This window comes from Shewanella sp. 10N.286.52.E4 (assembly GCF_041468785.1).
In the GTDB taxonomy this organism is placed as follows: domain Bacteria; phylum Pseudomonadota; class Gammaproteobacteria; order Enterobacterales; family Shewanellaceae; genus Shewanella; species Shewanella electrodiphila.
In genome coordinates this window covers 16370-35980 of record NZ_JBFRJJ010000024.1, presented here as the reverse complement: position 1 = coordinate 35980, position 19611 = coordinate 16370, and the positions used below count along the sequence as shown (strand labels likewise).

The 19611-nt window shown below is 39.9% G+C and carries 12 protein-coding genes and 1 pseudogene; 4 read left to right on the top strand and 9 right to left on the bottom strand.

Going from position 1 to position 19611, the window contains the following annotated elements; all coding sequences use genetic code 11:
* Positions 1 to 176: 176 nt before the first annotated feature.
* From AB4153_RS14095 to AB4153_RS14080, 4 genes are all read right to left on the bottom strand, one after another.
* Entirely contained in the window at positions 177 to 395 is a 219-nt protein-coding gene (locus AB4153_RS14095) for a hypothetical protein (protein ID WP_303516247.1), read from the bottom strand.
* 273 nt (positions 396 to 668) lie between these two features.
* The gene (locus AB4153_RS14090) at positions 669 to 3647 is read right to left on the bottom strand and encodes a VCBS domain-containing protein (protein WP_371997887.1); all 2979 of its coding nucleotides are present in this window, start codon (positions 3645 to 3647) and stop codon (positions 669 to 671) included.
* 65 nt (positions 3648 to 3712) lie between these two features.
* Positions 3713 to 6751, bottom strand: coding sequence for a TonB-dependent receptor (locus AB4153_RS14085; protein ID WP_371997885.1), 3039 nt, complete (start codon positions 6749 to 6751; stop codon positions 3713 to 3715).
* A gap of 311 nt (positions 6752 to 7062) precedes the next feature.
* On the bottom strand, positions 7063 to 7983 hold the full coding sequence (locus AB4153_RS14080) for a polysaccharide lyase family 7 protein (RefSeq protein ID WP_371998038.1): 921 nt from the start codon (positions 7981 to 7983) through the stop codon (positions 7063 to 7065).
* A 1271-nt stretch (positions 7984 to 9254) separates the two neighbouring features.
* Between AB4153_RS14080 and AB4153_RS14075 the strand changes: the two are divergent.
* A pseudogene (locus AB4153_RS14075) lies at positions 9255 to 9377 on the top strand (tyrosine-type recombinase/integrase); the annotation flags it as partial.
* 316 nt (positions 9378 to 9693) lie between these two features.
* On the opposite strand, the gene bioD reads toward AB4153_RS14075, so the two are convergent.
* The 4 genes from bioD to bioB form a co-directional block, all read right to left on the bottom strand.
* On the bottom strand, positions 9694 to 10368 hold the full coding sequence (bioD, locus tag AB4153_RS14070) for a dethiobiotin synthase (protein WP_371998037.1): 675 nt from the start codon (positions 10366 to 10368) through the stop codon (positions 9694 to 9696).
* A gap of 16 nt (positions 10369 to 10384) precedes the next feature.
* The gene (locus AB4153_RS14065; RefSeq protein WP_371997884.1) at positions 10385 to 11200 is read right to left on the bottom strand and encodes a methyltransferase domain-containing protein; all 816 of its coding nucleotides are present in this window, start codon (positions 11198 to 11200) and stop codon (positions 10385 to 10387) included.
* 65 nt (positions 11201 to 11265) lie between these two features.
* A complete protein-coding gene (locus AB4153_RS14060; RefSeq protein ID WP_371997882.1) occupies positions 11266 to 12378 on the bottom strand; it encodes an 8-amino-7-oxononanoate synthase in 1113 nt (370 codons plus the stop codon).
* A gap of 18 nt (positions 12379 to 12396) precedes the next feature.
* Positions 12397 to 13449 carry a biotin synthase BioB gene (bioB, locus tag AB4153_RS14055; RefSeq protein WP_102528380.1) on the bottom strand — a complete coding sequence of 351 codons (1053 nt, stop codon included), beginning with the start codon at positions 13447 to 13449 and terminating at the stop codon, positions 12397 to 12399.
* 110 nt (positions 13450 to 13559) lie between these two features.
* On the opposite strand from bioB, the gene bioA reads away from it, so the two are divergent.
* A complete protein-coding gene (gene bioA / locus AB4153_RS14050; protein ID WP_371997880.1) occupies positions 13560 to 14915 on the top strand; it encodes an adenosylmethionine--8-amino-7-oxononanoate transaminase in 1356 nt (451 codons plus the stop codon).
* Positions 14916 to 15299: 384 nt separating this feature from the next.
* On the opposite strand, the gene AB4153_RS14045 is transcribed toward bioA, so the two are convergent.
* Entirely contained in the window at positions 15300 to 15821 is a 522-nt protein-coding gene (locus AB4153_RS14045; RefSeq protein WP_371997879.1) for an Lrp/AsnC family transcriptional regulator, read from the bottom strand.
* Between the two features lie 219 nt (positions 15822 to 16040).
* Between AB4153_RS14045 and AB4153_RS14040 the strand changes: the two genes are divergently transcribed.
* Both AB4153_RS14040 and AB4153_RS14035 read left to right on the top strand, forming a co-directional pair.
* Positions 16041 to 18191 carry a TonB-dependent receptor gene (locus AB4153_RS14040; protein ID WP_371997877.1) on the top strand — a complete coding sequence of 717 codons (2151 nt, stop codon included), beginning with the start codon at positions 16041 to 16043 and terminating at the stop codon, positions 18189 to 18191.
* Positions 18192 to 18240: 49 nt separating this feature from the next.
* A complete protein-coding gene (locus AB4153_RS14035; protein ID WP_371997876.1) occupies positions 18241 to 19611 on the top strand; it encodes a cytosine permease in 1371 nt (456 codons plus the stop codon).

Below are 19611 nucleotides of genomic sequence, written 5' to 3'. Positions count from 1 at the left end.
CAGCAAGCACAGGTAGTTAGCGACTTTGTCTACAATGGAAGAATAAAATAATGCTACTGGCTAGAAACATCATTTATCCAAGGTAAATATGCTTAAGCCGTAGAGTTAGTTAGCGCAATGAAGTTTATTATAATAGGTTCGCAGTTGAGGCATATTCTCAAAACAAAACGACTAGTTCAGTTCAGTCGAGTCACGTCAGTTTTATCGTCTCTGGCACTTTCGTGAAAGATGTCGCCTAAATACCGAGCAAGCTCATGTTCTGATAATTCACTCGGGATCACAACATCATATACCCGAGTGCGTAACCCAGTATTTGAGTCTATAAATAAATGCCATTCATTGTCTATTCTTTTAACTGACATAGCTTTTCCAAACACATCAAACTTTAACAACATACGTTCTCCTCTAATGTTTTTAAAACATCTCAACAAACAACTGGAGATGATAACTGAATTACATCACTTTAAAATCTCGTTAATGATGAATATTACTTACATAAAAAATCTTTGAACAATCGTTCCATTTCAACTTTATCGATAAGTTTTGCACACTCATTAAAGTCAACATGTACTGGTCTACAAAATAAGAACAAAAAATGCCGCTATCAATAAGCGGCATTTTTAACACATTGTTTAAAAAATTAATTTACAACTGCAACTTGATTAGCCTTATTGCACAGTTGCTTCAGCAGAACCAGAGTAAGTCGTACTGAGATCGTAACCCACAGCATAACTTTCGAAGTCCTCAGATAAAACCGACGTATCTGTTGCATCATCAATCAGGATATCATCAGCGAGTAATTCTTTTGATGATTCTTTATCCGAGGTACCAATACGGACTTGGTACGTTTCTGTTGCTGTCCCCGTTTTAATTGCAACATAAGGACCAAAGAACGTAGAACCACCATCAATTGACACTGAATAACCTGTCGCAGTCCACTCAATAACTACATCAATATCAGTACCATCAGTATAGGTTAAGTCTCCAATAGTTTGTTGCTTTTTATCTGCATCGCGATATTGAACAACGCCATCATTACTAAAGGCAACTTCACCCGTTAAGTTACTTGAAGAAGCAGAGCCACCGTAAATACTAATGTAAACGGTATTGCTTTCACCAACACCTGTTGTAGGAGTAAAGCCATCAATAGCTTGTCGCTTAATGGTTGCAGAAATAGAGCCTTCAGCAAGTGGGGCCGTTGTTAAACGTAATTCAGCATCAGCATCTGTTGTTGTATCAGCCATTCTAGCGACATTATTATCTCCAGTAGCAACAACAACTGTACCTGTAATTGTGATAGTAAATTCAGCGGTAGTGCCATCAACTGATTCAATGGTAAAGGTATCAATTTCACTTTCACCCACAACAAGCGCAGCAATAGTGGGATCCGTGGTATCAAGGGTATAAGTCCATGAACCATCATCTAAAATTTCTAATGTACCGTACATACCCGTTAAGGTTGACTGAACAATAGAATCTTCGCCAACATCTGGGTCAAGTATACTTACAGCGCCTGTTAACGTTGCCTCATCAGCCGCAATTCTTCCTACTAAATCAAAAAATGCCGCTGGCGTATTTTCTACTGTGCCGTCACCAGCATCAAATACGATAACTTCTGAGTAAATAGCTACGCCATACTTGCTGCCTGTACCATCTAAAGTTTCGCCTGCATCATAAACTTCAAAGTCATCTGAAAATATACTAGTTGTGCCAGCGGTATCAGAGAAGACCTCGATGTTATCAACATAAAAAGAACCAAAAGGAATCGTTCTATCATTATCACCGAATCTAAATTGGATAGCTTTCACACCATCAGCGAACCACTGGTCTAAGCCAGTATAATCAGAGTCAACAACCGCTGCAGTAGAGAAAGAACCGCCACCAATCACTTCACCATCAATAGTCACGGTGATTTGTTCCGTTTCGTCTAAGTCCCATGTGATTTCTACATCATAAAACTGGTCTTCAACAAATGGTGCAGTGATTAAATTTCCAGGGTAAGCGTCACTGTCAGTATTTCGAACAAAGAAACGTGGATCAATTATAGTGCCGTCGTCTCCAGTTTGAGTTCCTTGAATACGTAAATCCATTAACGCTTCACTAGAACTACCAGAAGAACCATAAAGCGTAATATAAGCATCTTTAATATTTCCATCACTACCAAGCGCAACCTCTTTAGTGAAAGAAGCACTTAGTTTACCTTGACGAAGGTTATCAACGCTAAATCTAAGCTCACCCGTATCGCCGCCTGTATCGCTTATTTTTACAACCTGAGTAAGCGAAGCTACACGAATATCAATGTAAGCAGTGGTACCGTCAATAGAAGCGATAGTGATTGAATCTCTTACAGAATTACCTAACTCAAGGCTAGCCACTGTTTCGTTTGCAATATTAACTGTATACGACCAGCTACCGTTAGCGCTGATACTAAATGTACCATAATCAAGTGCTACATCAGTTTGCGCAACAAAAGCTTCTTCTTGAAAGTTTGGATCAATAATGGTTAATGAACCAGTTAATGGATCCGTAGTAGTATGTTGAACAGTACCACCCAATTCTCCTTCGATGATTGCAGCAACAGGGTCATTGTTATAACCCACAGACGCGCCAATGACGTCAAGTAACGCCTCATCAACAGAACTAGCGACTTGTGAAGTCGTTTGCAAATTAATTTGTGCTGTCTCAAGTGTCACTAAAGACTCTTCAGAAAAAGAACCATCAGCGACGTCACTTGCAAGATCTTGCATAACGGTAGATAAATCTGCGTCTGCGTTGTCTGCATCAACTTGTGATAGTAGCGCTAGCACAGAACCATATCTATCAGCATCTTCAGCACCATCAGCGCCAAGTTCAACAGTACCAACTAAAGTAGGAAGCACTTCTGTTGTATCAAAACGAATACCAAAACGAGCATTAATTATTTTAGCTTCGTCAGCAAACTGGTTTAAATCACTACCCGCGTTTTGAACGGCCATTTCGGTTAAAGGAGAAACAACATAGGTAGGTGGTGGTAGTATAGTTTCCACACCATTTTCATCAGTCTGAACAATATTTTCAACTACATTCACTACAGATCTTAGTTGAGGAGCATCTAAGGTTAAACCTGTTGATTCATCTGCATAAGTACCGCCAGTACATGTAATTAAACCTGTACCTTCGAAGTGTACGTCGCTAAATGTAACACCACCTGAAACATCAGAGGTTGCAGCAGCTTGTGCAGGAAGAACCGCAGCACCACTATCATCAACTTCAAATATGTCACAAGTTGCACCATCAATAGGGCCCTTAATAATGCTAGCAGAAACATTTAAGGTTGGATTGATAGTAGGTGTAGATGCACCAACACCTTCGGTAAAACCTGCCTCATCAGTATAATTAGCAGAAACAGAAATGACTGAACCTTCATCGGCTTCAGTAATGGTGATGGATGTACCAATAACACCTGTTGACCATACGTAAGTAAGTGTATCAGCTATAATTCCGTCAGCATCAGTAGCTGCTGCAGAGATTGTTTCGCCAGCGATAAAATTGCTTCCGGTTATTGCTATACTACCGCGAGTATTTCCATCTAGTTCAGCACCGTCATCACCGCCACAACCTAATAGACCTGTCGCAATGATGAGCGGTATAAAGGATTTATTATTCATTTTTATGACTCCAAAAAAGATTCTTTTTCCAAATTTAGCTTGTTTTATTTAAGTACTAGACTTGGCTAGTACTTAAAGCTGACACCTGCAAACAGGCGAGGACCGTAATCACTTACTTGACCTAAGTTACCTTGGGTATAGAAGTCATCACTGCGAGGCTCACTGAACAAGTTAATTGCTGAAACTTTAATACGAACGTGTTGATTGATTTTGTAAGCAGCACGAGCTTCCCAAATACCTGCCTCATCAACATAACGCAGTCTTGTGCCGTTAGAAGTGTATGGTTGGAAGTATTCACTACGATACTTGTAGATAAGAGCAGTATCAAAACCGCCTATTTGATAGTAAATCTGTCCATTGAATACATGTTCAGAAAACCCAGGTACTGAGGCAGGAGGAACAATACCTACGGTATCCTGAATAGCAACACCATCTAAATCAGTAGTAAAGGTACTACCGTAGTTACTATCTTCAAACTCATAGGTTGTATCTGCATAGTTATAACCAAGCTTCACACCAATGCCTAAGTCCCAACGATAGGAGAATGTCGCTTCAAAACCATAAAGGTCACTATTTTCGTCAGTAGTGACTGAATTAGTAATAGGTAAAGAAACTTCCACACCGTCAACGATAAAATTCTCTAACTGTGTTTGCTGTTGGTAACCGCCATTGAATTGCTTGTAGTAAACACCTAACGCTACCATAGAGTCATCGCTTGGATACCATTCAAAAGCAGCGTCATAGTTCCATGACATTAATGGTTGAAGATCAGGATTACCTGAACCATTAACACCAACCAACAAATCTTCAACTGATTCAGGGTCATCCGAGTCATCGGTTACGAATGTGCGGCTATAACCTAGATCAGATGGATCTGCACGTGACATACCTCGGTAAATACCGGCCCTTAGGAGAATATCGTCACTATAATCAACGACTAAGTTAAAGCTTGGTAGTACTTCAGTGTAATCACCACCACCAACAATCTTTTCAATACTTCCGTCTGGTACTAATTCGACGATACCTGTCGCCGGATCAGTGACAACGTCGAAACCTTCTCTAAAGCCAATAGAGGTAATGTCAGAGTTCACTACACGAACACCAAAGTTACCACGAATAAATTTACCAAACATTTCAGTGTCGTAATTAAGCATGGCGTAAGCAGAGATAGTTTCTTCTGTTACGTCAATAGTACCCGCATTCTCGTATGTAACCTCTGGGTATGCGAATTCGCCGCCTTGTGATGCTGCTACTGCTTGAGAGAAACACTCGTTATTGTAAGTTGCCCACGAAGCGCCTGTACCGCTTTCTACAACATTACCTGAACTGTCAACATGGGTGATAATATCACCGTCAGAAACACTAGATAAAAAATCAGTCTCAGGGAAGGCTATTTGGCAACCTTCAAGTACGTCGATGGCCGATGTTGCAGATTCATCTAAATTAAATGTAGTTCTTGAGCCATTACCGTTCGTGCCACCAAATTGAACAAATGTTAGCTCAGAAACGCGAACGCCAGCTTGAACGCTACTGAAAAAATCACCGTCTAGAATATAATCAATATCAAGGCGTGCACCCATAATTTCGTTGTCGCGGACATTTTCTCTGTCGATACGAGTACGAAGGCTGTCAGTAAAATTGGAAATATCAGTCACATCAAAATCAGTAACTGTGAAATGAGGAATATGTTCACCTAAATCCCAAGAAAAGAAAGGACGAGAGCTCGTTCTTCCTCGGTTTGTTATTTGTAGTTCTTCACGGCTAGTTTTAGAATAGCCAAGGTCAAGACTAATCTTTAGATCATCAGAGAAAAAATGTTCAACGTTCAAGCCATATCCACGATAATTTTCTTCACGCGAAAATTGCTCGCCCGCAGATTCGATACGTTCTTCACCTTCCCAATGTAGAATACCGCCAACATCGTTTGTGATCAGATTTTGTCCCGTTACACCCGGTGTAACGCGCTTTTGTAAGAAAATTAAATCATGACGCGCTTCTGCTTGGGTACGATCTGAAATTTGCGCGTCAAAATTGATATCCCATTTATTTGAGGGTTGGTATTGTAGAGCAAAGAATAAAGCATCTCTTTCATCAGATGTTTCATTTTGACGGAAGCTTCGGCTTGAGCCAGTCCATGCGTATTCTCTGCCATCATCTACTGCAAGACCGGTTTCTGGATCAATTTCATTATTATAACCTTGGTTATTCGAGCCAACAATTTCATCTTCACAATCGCCCGCTTCACTGCGGAAAAAGCCAGTATTGGTATCGGTTGGATCATTCAAACATGCCCACAAAGATGAACCCGTTGGGCTTGAGCTTCTATATTCAGCTTCTGGCTGGCTAATATCTTGACGCTGAAAACCCACACTTAAACCAAATGCTTGGCCGTTATCTAACTCAAATTGATCAACATAACTTAGTGTTCCACGGTAGCCCAAATCATCTTGAAGTGAATTGTCAACGTTTGCTTGGTCTGGGTTGTAGTTAGCTTTTACTTCAGCCTGAAAACGTTGCTTACCAAAATCTAAAGGCTTAAGTGTCTCCAGGGTAATAACACCGGCAACACCACCTTCAATCATGGAAGCGTCTTGTGTTTTATAAATAGCTACTTTCTGCATCAACTCTGATGGGAACTGAGAAAAGTTAACTGAACGGTCACCACTACCATTGGTCGCTTCACGGCCATTGATGTTAGTGGCACTTAAGAATGGGCCTAAACCACGAATACTGATTTCAGTAGCACCACCATTTTCACGGTGAGATGATGCACCCGTTAATGTTTCTAGCGCCTCACCAATTGAAAGTGCAGGTAAATCACCAATATCTGAAGCAGATAAACCGTCAACAACCGTGGTAGATTCACGCTTTATTGCAATTTGGTCTTGAATTGTTCTACGTGTACCAGTAACTACAACAACTTCTATATCATCATCAACTTTATCTAGATTTTCAGTTTCTGCTTCTTGTGCTATTGCCGAAAATGCAAAAGAACTGGTTAAAGAAGTAAATGCAGCAAGCTTCATCCATTTTGCTATAGGTGAAAGCTTGAACTTCCCTATTTTATGGATGGGTTTTGTTTTTTTACTTATTTTCGTCGACATACCGTACTTCCCCTTAGTATTTTAATAAGCATGTTAATGCCATATATTGGTATATTTTTTATTGCTAGCAGGTTACTGCCATTAAAGTCTTATATTTATTATTGCAAGCAGATTACTGCCATTAAATTCTTATATTTATTATTGCAATCAGGTTACTGCTATTAAATTCTTATATTTAAATTAGAGTTATATTAATTTCAACAGACGAACCCCAAACAAAGGTTTTAACCTATTAATTTAAATAAAAATATAACCAATAATTGTAGTTACGAATTACGAGTTACGAATTTTAAATTGATGTGTTAAATGCGCTAAAACTTATAACCTTTATGCATGTTGTGGATATGATAAAAAGTGGCTTGCACATAATCGCCTTCGGCGCCGCCATTGTTTTGGTTATAAACACCCGCTTTAAAGTACATATACTGGTTACTAGCACTGTAACCACTATCTTTCATATCGTAGTACTTAGTAATATTAGGCTTACCTTCCCTGATTATAGTGACGAACAACACTTCATCTTCGACGGAAATTTTATAAGAGAATTTTTCGTTTAAGGCGATTCCGTCATCAGGGTCTGACAAAGTATGTGAACGTGAGCCAATCATATTTATCCAAATATCATCACCATCATTTATTTCATGGGCAAAATAAATAGCCCCTTTCGAGTTGGCTGGTAATTTTCGATAATATAAACGAATAGGTTCGTCATCCGTCGCGTGAATTTGCCCGATGACCACGCGTCCAACCTTTTTTTTATCACCTGTGGTAGATACTCGGTTTATTGCCAACGTCCCTTCCAAACTGCCTTCAACACCCCCAGACTTAGCTTTCGCCGAACCATGCGCATTGCTGAAAACCCAGTTATTTTTAGTCAGGCCACGAGTTTTTATTCTGCTATTACCTCTACGTAGCATTTCGCGTAGTTCGGTTCTCGCATATTTTGTATTTTTTGAGGTCTTGGCACCTACGTTTGGGCAAGCGAATACCAAACCACCATCATCTGCTGTATAAAAAAATGGCTTTAAGTTAAAGCCTTTACCTAATGATTTCTCATAGACGGTATCAGCTTTTTTATCTTTGTTGAGATCGGTTGGCAACGTTAACGACCAATCGAGTAAGTCAAAATTTTCACCTGGCTTTTTAAGCGGATCGAGTTTTGACAAATCCCCCAGTAAAACACCTTCAGCAAGACTAGTGTGTGACTTAGGAATAAGCGTATTCTCCTCAATCTCCTGAGCATTGAGTGATGCGCTAAAAACAGTTAAAGCAAAAACTAGCACAGCGAAAACGTCACACATTTTCTTTTGAATATGTCGGTAAGATTTATATGTGTTGATATTGGAATCCTTTATAATTTACGATCTCTTTGTTGAATATGATCGTGTATTGTTCGGCTTAACTATTTTCATAGCTTACTTAGAATACCTATATGCGCAGCATGAAGTGACGCACCTACACATGAACTTAACTAACCCTGAAAAACGTAATAAAAATAGGTAAGACTTTGCTTCTAATTAACACCAAAATTTATCTAATTTCGTTTTAAAAATAAGCAGAACTCTTTGTTGTATATGATCAAAGAGCTATGATTAATTGTTACGCACAGAATCACACGCAATCCACCTAAAACACTCATATACTTAACAACTTGTTTACACCTGTAACTTTGTGTTAAACAAAATATAACCAACACAACATATCATTGTCAACCAAAATAGTGCCACAAGCATTACCAAAAACCAGAATTGGTAGTAACAAGGGATTAAAAAAGACTAGCGCATTGGCTTGACACATTTTTCACAAAATAAAAAGAACATGATAAACAGAAACTTATAGGAGGAACGAGCTGTTATTGTTGAATGGTTTTTATATTCACTACCAATGGATATGACAACATTACCAAATAACAGAACAAAGTTAGTCAGTGACTCAGCGGTATCCCAAATTTACAAAGGTTTATTACCAATTATTCATATAGGTATTACCAATAAATAGTGTAATGAGATTACAGTTCAGAACTAATATGCAGATTATAAGCTGTACGATAATTCGTATTGATTGTGATTTATCATTAATGATCTTGTTGAACGAAGCTGCGCTGTCAGGCGCATTAGTGCTTATTTCGATGCATGTCCTGATAACCTTTCAATCGATGATTTGAAGCGCTACTTTGCCAGTTTGATTGCCTTACATTCGTGGAGCACCGTGAAACTTGACCGTAATGGGTTGCACAATCACTTGTAAATAGGTCTATCGATATGTCCTTGACCAGCACTGGCAGTGGCTTAATATTGTTAAGCCGCCACAAGTCCATAGACTGCCTGATATTCTTACGCCCACAGAAGTCTCTATCGTTATTAGTCTTACTCATAAGCTGCGATATCAAGTGTGTTTTCACACCTTATACAGTATGGGATTGCGCCTCGGTGAGGCTATTTCACTTCAGGTTGGTGACATCGATTCACAGGTGATGCAGGTGCACATTCGTAACGCCAAAGGTGGGCATGATATAAGGACCGTACAAGAACTACTTGGCCATAATGATGTAAAAACAACCCAAATATATACCCATGTTGCAGGCTTACACCAAACAGGTGTTTTAAGCCCTATGGATATAAAGTAATAAATGTAAAAAGTGATTAACTTTGAATGCGATTTACTTTTAATGCGCTAGGGCCTGTTGATCTTTCGAGGTTATTTTTGCAGCGAATTGTTGGTCATTTGTACAAGGCAGAGACTTTGTGGTGTAGTTATTCTACATAAAAAGTTGATAACGCAGTAAAAAGGACCAACAAACGCTGCCCGAAGGGTTCGACTAAAAGCGTTTTACTCTTTGTTGAATGCATCTTTGTGAATAAAAGGTGCTTAGATGACTAGGCATCAATTCATTCGCCTCGATTAAAACGCTTTTATTTCGAACAAAACTTAACCAGCAAAGATCAACAGGCCCTAGTAAAGCGAATAGATTGAGCAGCTTGTTTTGCGGTTGGGTTAGATAAGTGAGGAACATAACCCATAAACTCAGAGGTCATTATTTGTTTTAACGTCGCGAGGTTTTCATCTTGATATGCCATGTCAGGGTCCACTTGATTTGCAACCCACCCCACGATGGTTAATCCATCAGCCAATATCGCTTCTTGGGTTAATAAAGCATGATTAAGGCAACCTAACTTCATGCCAAGTACCAAAATAATACCGACTTGATGTTGTGTTGCTAACAATTTAACACTGTCAGATAAGTACTCGCCATTGCCTAGTGGTAAACGCCAGCCACCAGCGCCTTCGATTAATCCAAAATCAGCCTTTTCAAGCTCAGTTAGTGGTAAGGAGTCCACTACACCTTGTGCCGTCAACGCTAGCCCTTGTTGCTTAGCCGCAATATGCGGTGCAATAGCTGGCTTAAATGCAACGGGGTTGATTTGCTGATAATCAAGCTTGATATTTGACTCTGCAATTAGTGCCAAGGCATCGCTATTTCTCAGGCCGTTTTCGGTTTGTTCACAACCAGAAGCGATGGGTTTAACACCAATTTTAGTGCCTTCTGCCGCATGTAATAATGCTGACGACACTAAGGTTTTTCCGCTATCGGTATCAGTGCCTGTGATGAAATAAATCATTGCAATAAACCTTCTATTTTTTTGTTAACTGCAAATAGGTAATTTGATATGTCAGTGGAATACCTTCTGCCTGTCGCATCGTTTCAGCATGTTGCTTTAATGCTAACCAATCCTTACGGCCACGAAGTGTTACTCTTTCTAATCCTGTGCGGTTTGTATGCGAGCGACTTTTATTTGAGCCGCTTTTATCTGAGCAGCAGCTATGCGAGTTATCTTGATGAGATTTAACCGAAGCACCGACACCTTTTATTGAATAAAGCATTGTTCGTAAATCATTAAAATATAGCGATTCACTGCATTCATTAACTGAATCAACTTGCCAATATTGGCTATCGATTGCTGCTGTTATTTGTTCAACGGTTCGAAAAGCGTTGTGCCCTAACCCCAATGTTTCAAGCTCAGGTAAACTGCCACTGGTAACAATACTGATAAAACACGTGGCTTTAGGTTTAACGACTCGATGAAACTCGTTAAATACTGCCGTTAAGTCACCGCACCATTGCAATACTAGATTTGAATATAGCCCATCAAATTGTTGCTGAGATAAAGGTAAGTTAGCAGCATCGGCGCACAAGGTAAGATATGAAGGAAAAGACTGGTTTACTACTGCCAGCATTTGCTCTGATAAATCCACCGCAATCACTTTGGTAATGTCTTGTCCGTACGCAGTGAAATCGGTGCCAGGTCCGCAGCCAATATCAACAAGACTGCCTTTAAGCGCCGCTTTATTTAATAATTTTTCAGCGGTTATCCGCTGCAACACATCATGTTGTTTATAAGTTGTCGCTGCCTGAGAAAACTTCACTGCCACAGGGTTATTTGAGTTCATTCACGCTCTCGAAACGATACATTTATCATAAAAGTATGCTTATATCATAAAAGTATGCTTAAAAATTAAATTAAGGTGGCTAATACACAAACCAATTCAGCAATATCATGCTGACTATGCTGCGCGTTAATTGTAATGCGAAGCCTTGCTTGCCCTGCTGGTACTGTCGGTGGCCTTATCGCCCCAACTGCAAAGCCTAAATCAAAAAGTTTGCTCGCTATTAACACTGTCTTATTACTATCACCAATGAGAACAGGTTGAATAGCAGTGGTTGAATCGGTGAGTTCAATATTGTTTTTGCCACAAGCCTGCCTAAATTCGGCAATATTGGCATTCAAGGCTTCAAGCCTTTGTGGTTGTTCTTGGGTTAATTTTACTGCTGCTAGTGCCAAATATGCACTGGCAGGTGATAACGCTGTTGAATAGATATATTGGCGAGACTGAGCAACCATAAAATCAATCACTGCTTTGGGACCTAATATGGCTGCGCCCTGACAACCAAGTGCTTTACCAAATGTCACCACTTGGATATCGCAAAACTTACCATTGGTTTGAGTTGGCGTGACCCCAAAGCCATGGGCATCATCAACCACAAGCAAACTATTATACTGCTGACACAAAAGCTGAAACGACTTTAATGGCGCTTTATCACCATCCATGCTGAAGACACTTTCGGTAATAACCACGCTATCGGGATTGCGTTCGAGTAGCTGCTTGGCATGATTTAAATCGTTATGTTTAAAGCGTTTAAAGACTGCCCCGCTATCTCTTACTCCATCAATGATTGATGCGTGAATAAGCTTATCGGCAATCACTACATTATTTGCATCAAATAAAGTTTTAATTAACGCTTGATTGGCGCTGAAGCCTGAGCAAAAAAGTAGTCCTGCTTCATGTCCAGTGAGTTCACATAAACTCTGTTCTAATTGAAGATGTGCTTGGCTATAACCTGATACTAACGGTGAGGCTTTACTGCCTACGCCATAGATTGTTGCCCCTTGTGTAAGGGCATCAACCATTTCATTGGCACTCGCTAATCCAAGGTAATCATTATGGCTAAAATCGATAACGCTTGGTTTGCTATTGTCGTTAGACAATTTACGCTTTCTGAGTAAGCCATCATTATTCAGCTGCAGCATTCGCTGACTGATTTTATCTAAAATTGGATGACTTACCATATCAAAACCTATTAACGATTAAATTGCGCCAGCATCAAAGAACTGTTGAGTTGCTTTATCTTTTTTGGCATTTGCTTTGGCAAGTAAAGCACTGTCTGATTCGATATCAGCAGATGGACCTTGCTCAGGATGTAACCCCAAGCGTTTAAATAAAGTCATATCATCGTTTTCTTCAGGATTTGGTGTTGTCAGTAACTTGCATCCGTAAAAGATCGAGTTTGCACCAGCAAAGAAACACATAGATTGCAGTTCATCGGTCATGTTCTCACGACCTGCAGATAAACGTACACGAGATTTAGGCATGATGATGCGCGCCACTGCAATCGTGCGCACAAATTCAAGTGGGTCTAAATCATCAATTTTTTCAAATGGTGTGCCTGCTACTTTAACAAGCATGTTAATAGGTACTGAATCTGGATGTTGTTCAAGGTTAGCCAGTTGCTGTAATAACCCTGCACGGTCGGTGGCTTTTTCACCCATACCCACAATCCCCCCTGAACAGACCTTCATGCCAGATGCACGAACATTTGATAAGGTATCAATACGGTTTTGGTATGTACGAGTCGTGATAACGTCGCCGTAGTACTCAGGCGAGGTGTCTAAATTATGGTTGTAGTAGTCAAGACCTGCACTAGCTAATTCATCAGCTTGATCAGGTGACAACATGCCTAAGGTCATGCAGGTTTCCATGCCTAACGCACGAACATCTTTCACCATTTGAGTTAAATAAGGCATGTCACGTTCACGCGGGTTACGCCAAGCTGCTCCCATACAAAAACGTGATGCCCCTGCAGCTTTGGCACTTTTCGCTTCGGTAATCACTTTTTCGATTTCCAATAAACGCTCTTTTTCAAGACCCGTGTCGTAGCGCGCACTTTGCGGGCAGTATTTACAATCTTCAGGACAAGCACCGGTTTTAATCGACAATAAACGACTAATTTGCACTTCGTTAGGATCAAAGGTTTCACGATGAATACTGTGAGCTTTAAACAGTAAATCATTCATTGGTAAAGCAAATAGTGCTTCAATTTCTGCTTTAGTCCAGTCGTGACGGATCGCTGACGATGACATGATTAATCCTTTTTTATTCATTTTGTATTCACTTTATATTGGGTTAGGATACCTTCAGCGTTTAAACTGTCAATGCTAGCAAGCACCACACCTTGACTAACGGTTAAAATATGAACAACTCAAATTCTCAACACTCTGACTCGACAATTAATTCTGAAATCGACTTTGCTTTCGATAAGCAACATATATGGCATCCTTATACTTCGATGAGCCATGCCGCAAAAGTCACCGGGGTTCACTCAGCCGATGGTTGTGAATTAACCTTATCTGATGGTCAAGTGGTTGTTGATGGCACTAGCTCTTGGTGGGCTTGTATTCATGGCTATAATCGTCCTGAAATTATTGAAGCCATGCAGCATCAATTAACCACATTAAGCCATGTGATGTTTGGCGGTATTACCCATGCACCAGCAATTAACTTGTGTAAACGCTTAGTGGATATGACCAGTCCAAATCTGACTAAAGTGTTTTTAGCCGATTCAGGTTCGATTGCTGTAGAAGTTGCCATGAAAATGGCCATGCAATATTGGCAAGGTAAAAACCAGCCATTGAAACAACAATTGCTCACCGTTAAACGTGGTTATCATGGCGATACGTTTGCAGCCATGAGTGTCTGCGATCCTGATAATGGTATGCATACTATGTTTGGCAATGCTGTCGCTGAGCAATTATTTGCCCCTGCGCCGCAATCAGACTTTAATCAGGCGTTGGTCAGTGGTGATACAGATGAATTAGAAGCGATTTTAATAGAAAATCACCACAAGATTGCCGCCCTTATTATTGAACCTATCATGCAAGCTGCTGGCGGAATGCACTTTTACTCAGCCGATTACTTAGTCGCTTTACGCGCCTTGTGTGATAAATACCAAGTGCTGTTAATTTTAGATGAAATAGCAACCGGTTTTGGCCGTATAGGTAAGCTGTTTGCCTATGAATATGCCAATATTGAAGCTGATATTTTATGTTTAGGTAAAGCGTTAACGGGTGGTTATATTAGTCTCGCCGCAACAATTTGTTCAGATGAAGTCGCAACCGGCATAAGTGACTCACCTGCAGGAGTCTTCATGCATGGCCCTACTTTCATGGGAAATCCATTAGCTTGCGCCGCTGCTGATGCCAGTTTAGCCATATTACAAACGGGCAAGTGGCAACAACAAGTCAGCGACATCGAATCGCAAATGACACTTGAACTCGCAGAGGCTATTCATTATCAACATGTAAAAGATGTGAGAGTGCTTGGCACTGTCGGTGTGATTGAAATGGACAGTGCAATTAATACCGGCGCACTTCAGCAAGCCTTTATTCAACTTGGAGTATGGATAAGACCCTTTGGCAATGTTATCTACATTACGCCGCCCTACACCATTAGCTCAGTTCAGCTTACTAAGCTGACCACAGCAATGAAAACCATTGCTGCAGATATTACTCAAGAACAAAGCAGTGGTGATACTTTTAGTAATGGCTAGCTTTTTTAATGACAAAATTGCAGTAACGGCTGCCTTTTAACATAACTGACTTGTTTTTATTCTGACTTTGAAATGCTGGCTGTGTTTAATCTCTGCAATTCATGCCAGTAAATAGTGCCAGTCAAAAGTTAAATACGGCTAGATTAAAGGCCTGTTATCAGCTTTGATAACGGGTCTTTTCATTTAGAATGAAAAATTATGGTTTATCGATTTAGCAAACAAATTTACGCTGAACTTATTCTGTATAAAGAGTCATTAACCCAAAAATCCTAACCAGAATCTGCGACAGTTTTAAATAATAAACAATCTAATGTGAATAACTATGATAATTGTTCTGAGGACATTAATTCCTGTGTCACAATAAACCATATTAAAGTTCAGTTATTAAGCTGATTCGCTCTCTTGCGCATTATCATCTAGCCATTTAAGGCTGCCTAATGGGTAACCTAAAAACCACTTACTGCGCTCTAATACGATACGGGTTTTAATATTTTTAATGCTTAACTCTGGGCGATCTGATAATTCAGTACAAATTTCATTAAGCTTTTTGATATTTGGAAAACAACTAAGGGACATATAATCCACATCACCACTTAGCTGCATGCAGTCCATAAATTCTGGAATGTCTTGAATCGCACTCACAAATCGGCGGCTAGAAGGCGCACTGTTGTCATATAAGGTAAACTCGACATATGCCATTACGTGTTCACAAATTTGTTCTAAATTCACATCAGCGTGAAAGGTTCTAAAATAACCTGCTTCTTTCAGTGCTTTGACTCTTTGAAAACACGCACTGGGTGATAAGCTGACTTTATCGGCTAATTCGATATTAGTGAGATCGCCTTCAAGGTGAAGTGTGGCCAAAATTTTCTTATTGTAACTATCAATTTTTACTTTCTTTTTCATTTTCAGAAACCTAAGCCTATATTTACCTTGCCTATAATGGATTATCTCTCATTTGGTTGCAAAATTTCGTTAGTTTTATCTCAAAGCGATAATTTTTCACTGCATTTAAATAGCATTACAAAATATTATTTTTCCACAAAGCGCCACAATGGTTGTAACGGATATCACACATGCACAATATTTACATATTTATGCATATCAGCCTATGAGGGCAAACACATGAACCACAGCCATCGTCAGTTTTTTTCAAAAACAATTTTAGCCTCTGCCATCAGTTTATCATTTATTAATATTGCTCATTCGGCAGAAGAGCAACAATCGAGCAATGCTGATACTGGTATTGAGCGAATTGAAGTAAGCGCTCGTGGCCGTGTGGAAACCCTGCAAAATGTACCTGACTCTGTTACCGCATTCAGTGGTGATATGATCCAAAATCAGCGCATTGAAAACTTTCGTGATGTTGCTGATCTGACCCCAAACTTAAGCCAATTAGATAACTTTCGCCCTGGTTTAGCGCGTATTACGATTCGAGGCCTCATCACCCCACAGGTAGGAGATGCGCCATTAGCGTTTGTCGTCGATGGCGTTACAGCCCCTGATTTAGAGTTTATCAACCAAGACTTAGTTGATATAGAACGTATCGAAGTGATGCGTGGTGCCCAAGGTGCGCTATACGGTAAAGGCGCTATCGGAGGCGCAGTCATTGTGACCACAAAAAAACCAACTGAAGAGTTGGAAGGTACGCTAAAAGGCTCATACGGTAATGGCAACACCTATAATTTAAATGGTGTCGTCTCTGGTGCATTAAATGATGACAGTAGCGCTTTCTTTCGCGTCGGTGGCTACACCAAAAATTCAGATGGTTTAATTGATAATGTATTTTTAGATGAACAAGCAGATTACTTTTCCGAAGACTCGGTTTTTGGTCAGCTAGAGTTCGAATTAACTGACGATACCAGTTTAAACCTTCGCGGCAGATACACCACCAGCGACGCGGGTTTTGCTTATTATCAAGGTGTAACAGAGGAAACTGCTGAAGATTTTGATATTCCAACCTCTCAAAATATTCGTAATAACGATCAACGTGATGTTTATGAAGTCAGTGCAAAATTAACTCAACACTACGACCTTGGTACATTCGACTTAATCACAGCCTATAGCAGCTCTGAGAACAATCACTTTTACGATGGTGATTACTCGGCTGATCCAACCTTTATTGACGAAGAAGACTTTTTCCGTGCCCCATTTGGCACTGAAGGCCTATTTGATGTGAAATCATTCACGGTGGAATCTCGATTCACTTCTCAAAGTGACCAACCATTAAGATGGGCAGTATCTGCGTTTTATCAAGACAAAAAACGTGATAACACCATTAACTTCTTCGACGATTTCTTAGGTGATGTCCCGTTAGAGAGAGATGACTTTACTGACGATATGATTTATCTGACCATTGCTGATAAAAATAGCAGTAAAGCCTGGGCACTATCAGGACAAATCAACTATGACATTACCGATAAACTTGAGTTGACTGCTGCGCTTAGATACGACAATGACAAGCGAGAGTCTTACGATCCTAATTATCCAGTAGACACATTTGCTGAAGATACATTCAGTGAGTGGCAACCTAAATTCACTTTAGCTTATCAAATGAACCAAGATTTATTACTTTATACTGGTTACTCAAAAGGCTTTAGAAGTGGCGGTTTTAATGAACCAGCAGAAGGAATTAATCGCGTATTTAATCAAGAAGTATCCGATAGCTATGAAGCGGGTTTTAAAACGACATTATTTTCAAATACAGTAACCTTAAACGGTGCAATCTTTATGATTTCACAATCTGATGCGCAAATTACCCAATTTAATGTTGATAGCTTTACCCTAGAAAATCTTGCTATTGATAAAGTAGAAACCAAAGGTGCAGAAGTTGAATTAGGTTGGGCTGCGACAGAGAATCTTGATGTGCGTTTTAATGCTGGCATTATTGATTCTGAAATTAAAGAGTTCTCTGATAGGCCTGAACTTGAAGGCTACTCACAAGTGTGGGTGCCTGAATACAGTTATACACTTTCAGCTAACCACTTCTTCCCTATTGGGGCTAATTGGTCAATCGTTTCGCGAGCAGATATTCAAGTACAGGGGCCACAATATTTTGATATTGAAATTCCCGATGTCACTTCATCAACGTTCACCTCTATTAACGCTGGCGTTGGTTTACAGTCTGACGATTGGACAGTACAACTTTATGTGAATAACCTTACCGATGAACGCACAATTGAAGATATCTTCTTTTATGGGGATGGCGTAACTGACTTAGCACGTATGCCAAACAAACCTCGTACCTATGGTATCGAAGCAATATATAACTTCTAATTCATTAATCATTAAATCAAAGGCCTCAATTGAGGCCTGTCGAGGGTTCATGTCAGTAAATCAGCCAGTACAACCAAATAGTCAGTCAAGCTCGACACCATCAAATGCTGATAAATCAAATTATGATGGATTACTTGACGACTATGCCACCAGCCCTGTTCCTTTACATAAAACCGTAGGTGGCATCCGTATTGGAATGATTAATGGCGGTCTTGCCTTTGCTGTTCCTGGACTCATTACTGGCTTAGAATTAGGCGGCGCACTCGGTATAACACAAAGTATTTATGCATTCTTAATAGGTGGTGTCATTCTATCTGTGCTCGGTGCGATAACGGGCTTAGTAGGCATGCATAACCGCTTAGCATCATGTATGACGATGAAGTTTGTGTTTGGTACAAAAGGCGCCAACCTGCTTACTTTGGCATTTGTCTTGTCTTTACTTGGCTGGTACGGCGTTAACATCAATTTGTTTAGCGAAGTATCGCAAAGCTTAATACTGCAAATGTTTAATTTTACCTTTCCTATCTGGGCGTTAGAGATCTCTGCAGGGGTCCTTATTACGCTGACCACTATCTGGGGCTTTTCGCTTATTGAAAAAGTATCCAGTTTGTTTGTTCCCGTACTGTTTATATTGACCGCATATATGCTTTACAAGAGTTTTGGCTACGTGATCCCCGCGACAGAAACTGCAGCACAGACTAACCAAATGGACACTATTTCACTTAGTTTTGGTGAGGCTGTATCCGCCGTGGTCGGAAGTTTTATCGTCAGTGTGGTACTGATGCCTGACTTTACTCGATTCGCTAAAACCAAAACCGATACTGTTGTCGCCTCATTCCTGCCCTTTTTACTGCTCAATACATTTGTGTATATTGCTGCGGCAATGGCTGGCTTAGCAGTTCAGCAAAATGACATTTTACAAGTGATGCTTACGCTTGGAATTGGTACATTAGCCTTTATATTATTAATCATGTCCAGCTGGGTCACTAATGTAGTTAACCTTTATAGTGCAGCATTAGGATTTAATGCCATTAATGCTAACTGGGAAGAATGGAAAATTATCGTAGTGGCTGGTGTACTGGGTACTATCGTTGCTTCATTCAATCTATTAGCAAACTTTACCGACTTTTTATTTAGTTTATCGATCATTTTCACGCCTGTTGCTGCTATTTATGTCGTCGATTTTTTTATCCTTCGCAGACAAAAAACTTATCAATTAGCACAAATTTCTCATTTACCTGCAATAAATTATTTAGCCGTTATAGCTTGGGGAATTGGTATTTCGACCTCGCTACTCGTCAATAACGGTTATTTCACTTTTACTGGAATTGAAGTGTGCGATGCAATCATCATCACAATGCCGAGTTATTACCTATTGATGAAAGTTTGGCAAAAAAATCGTTTGTCTCGCTCAAACTAA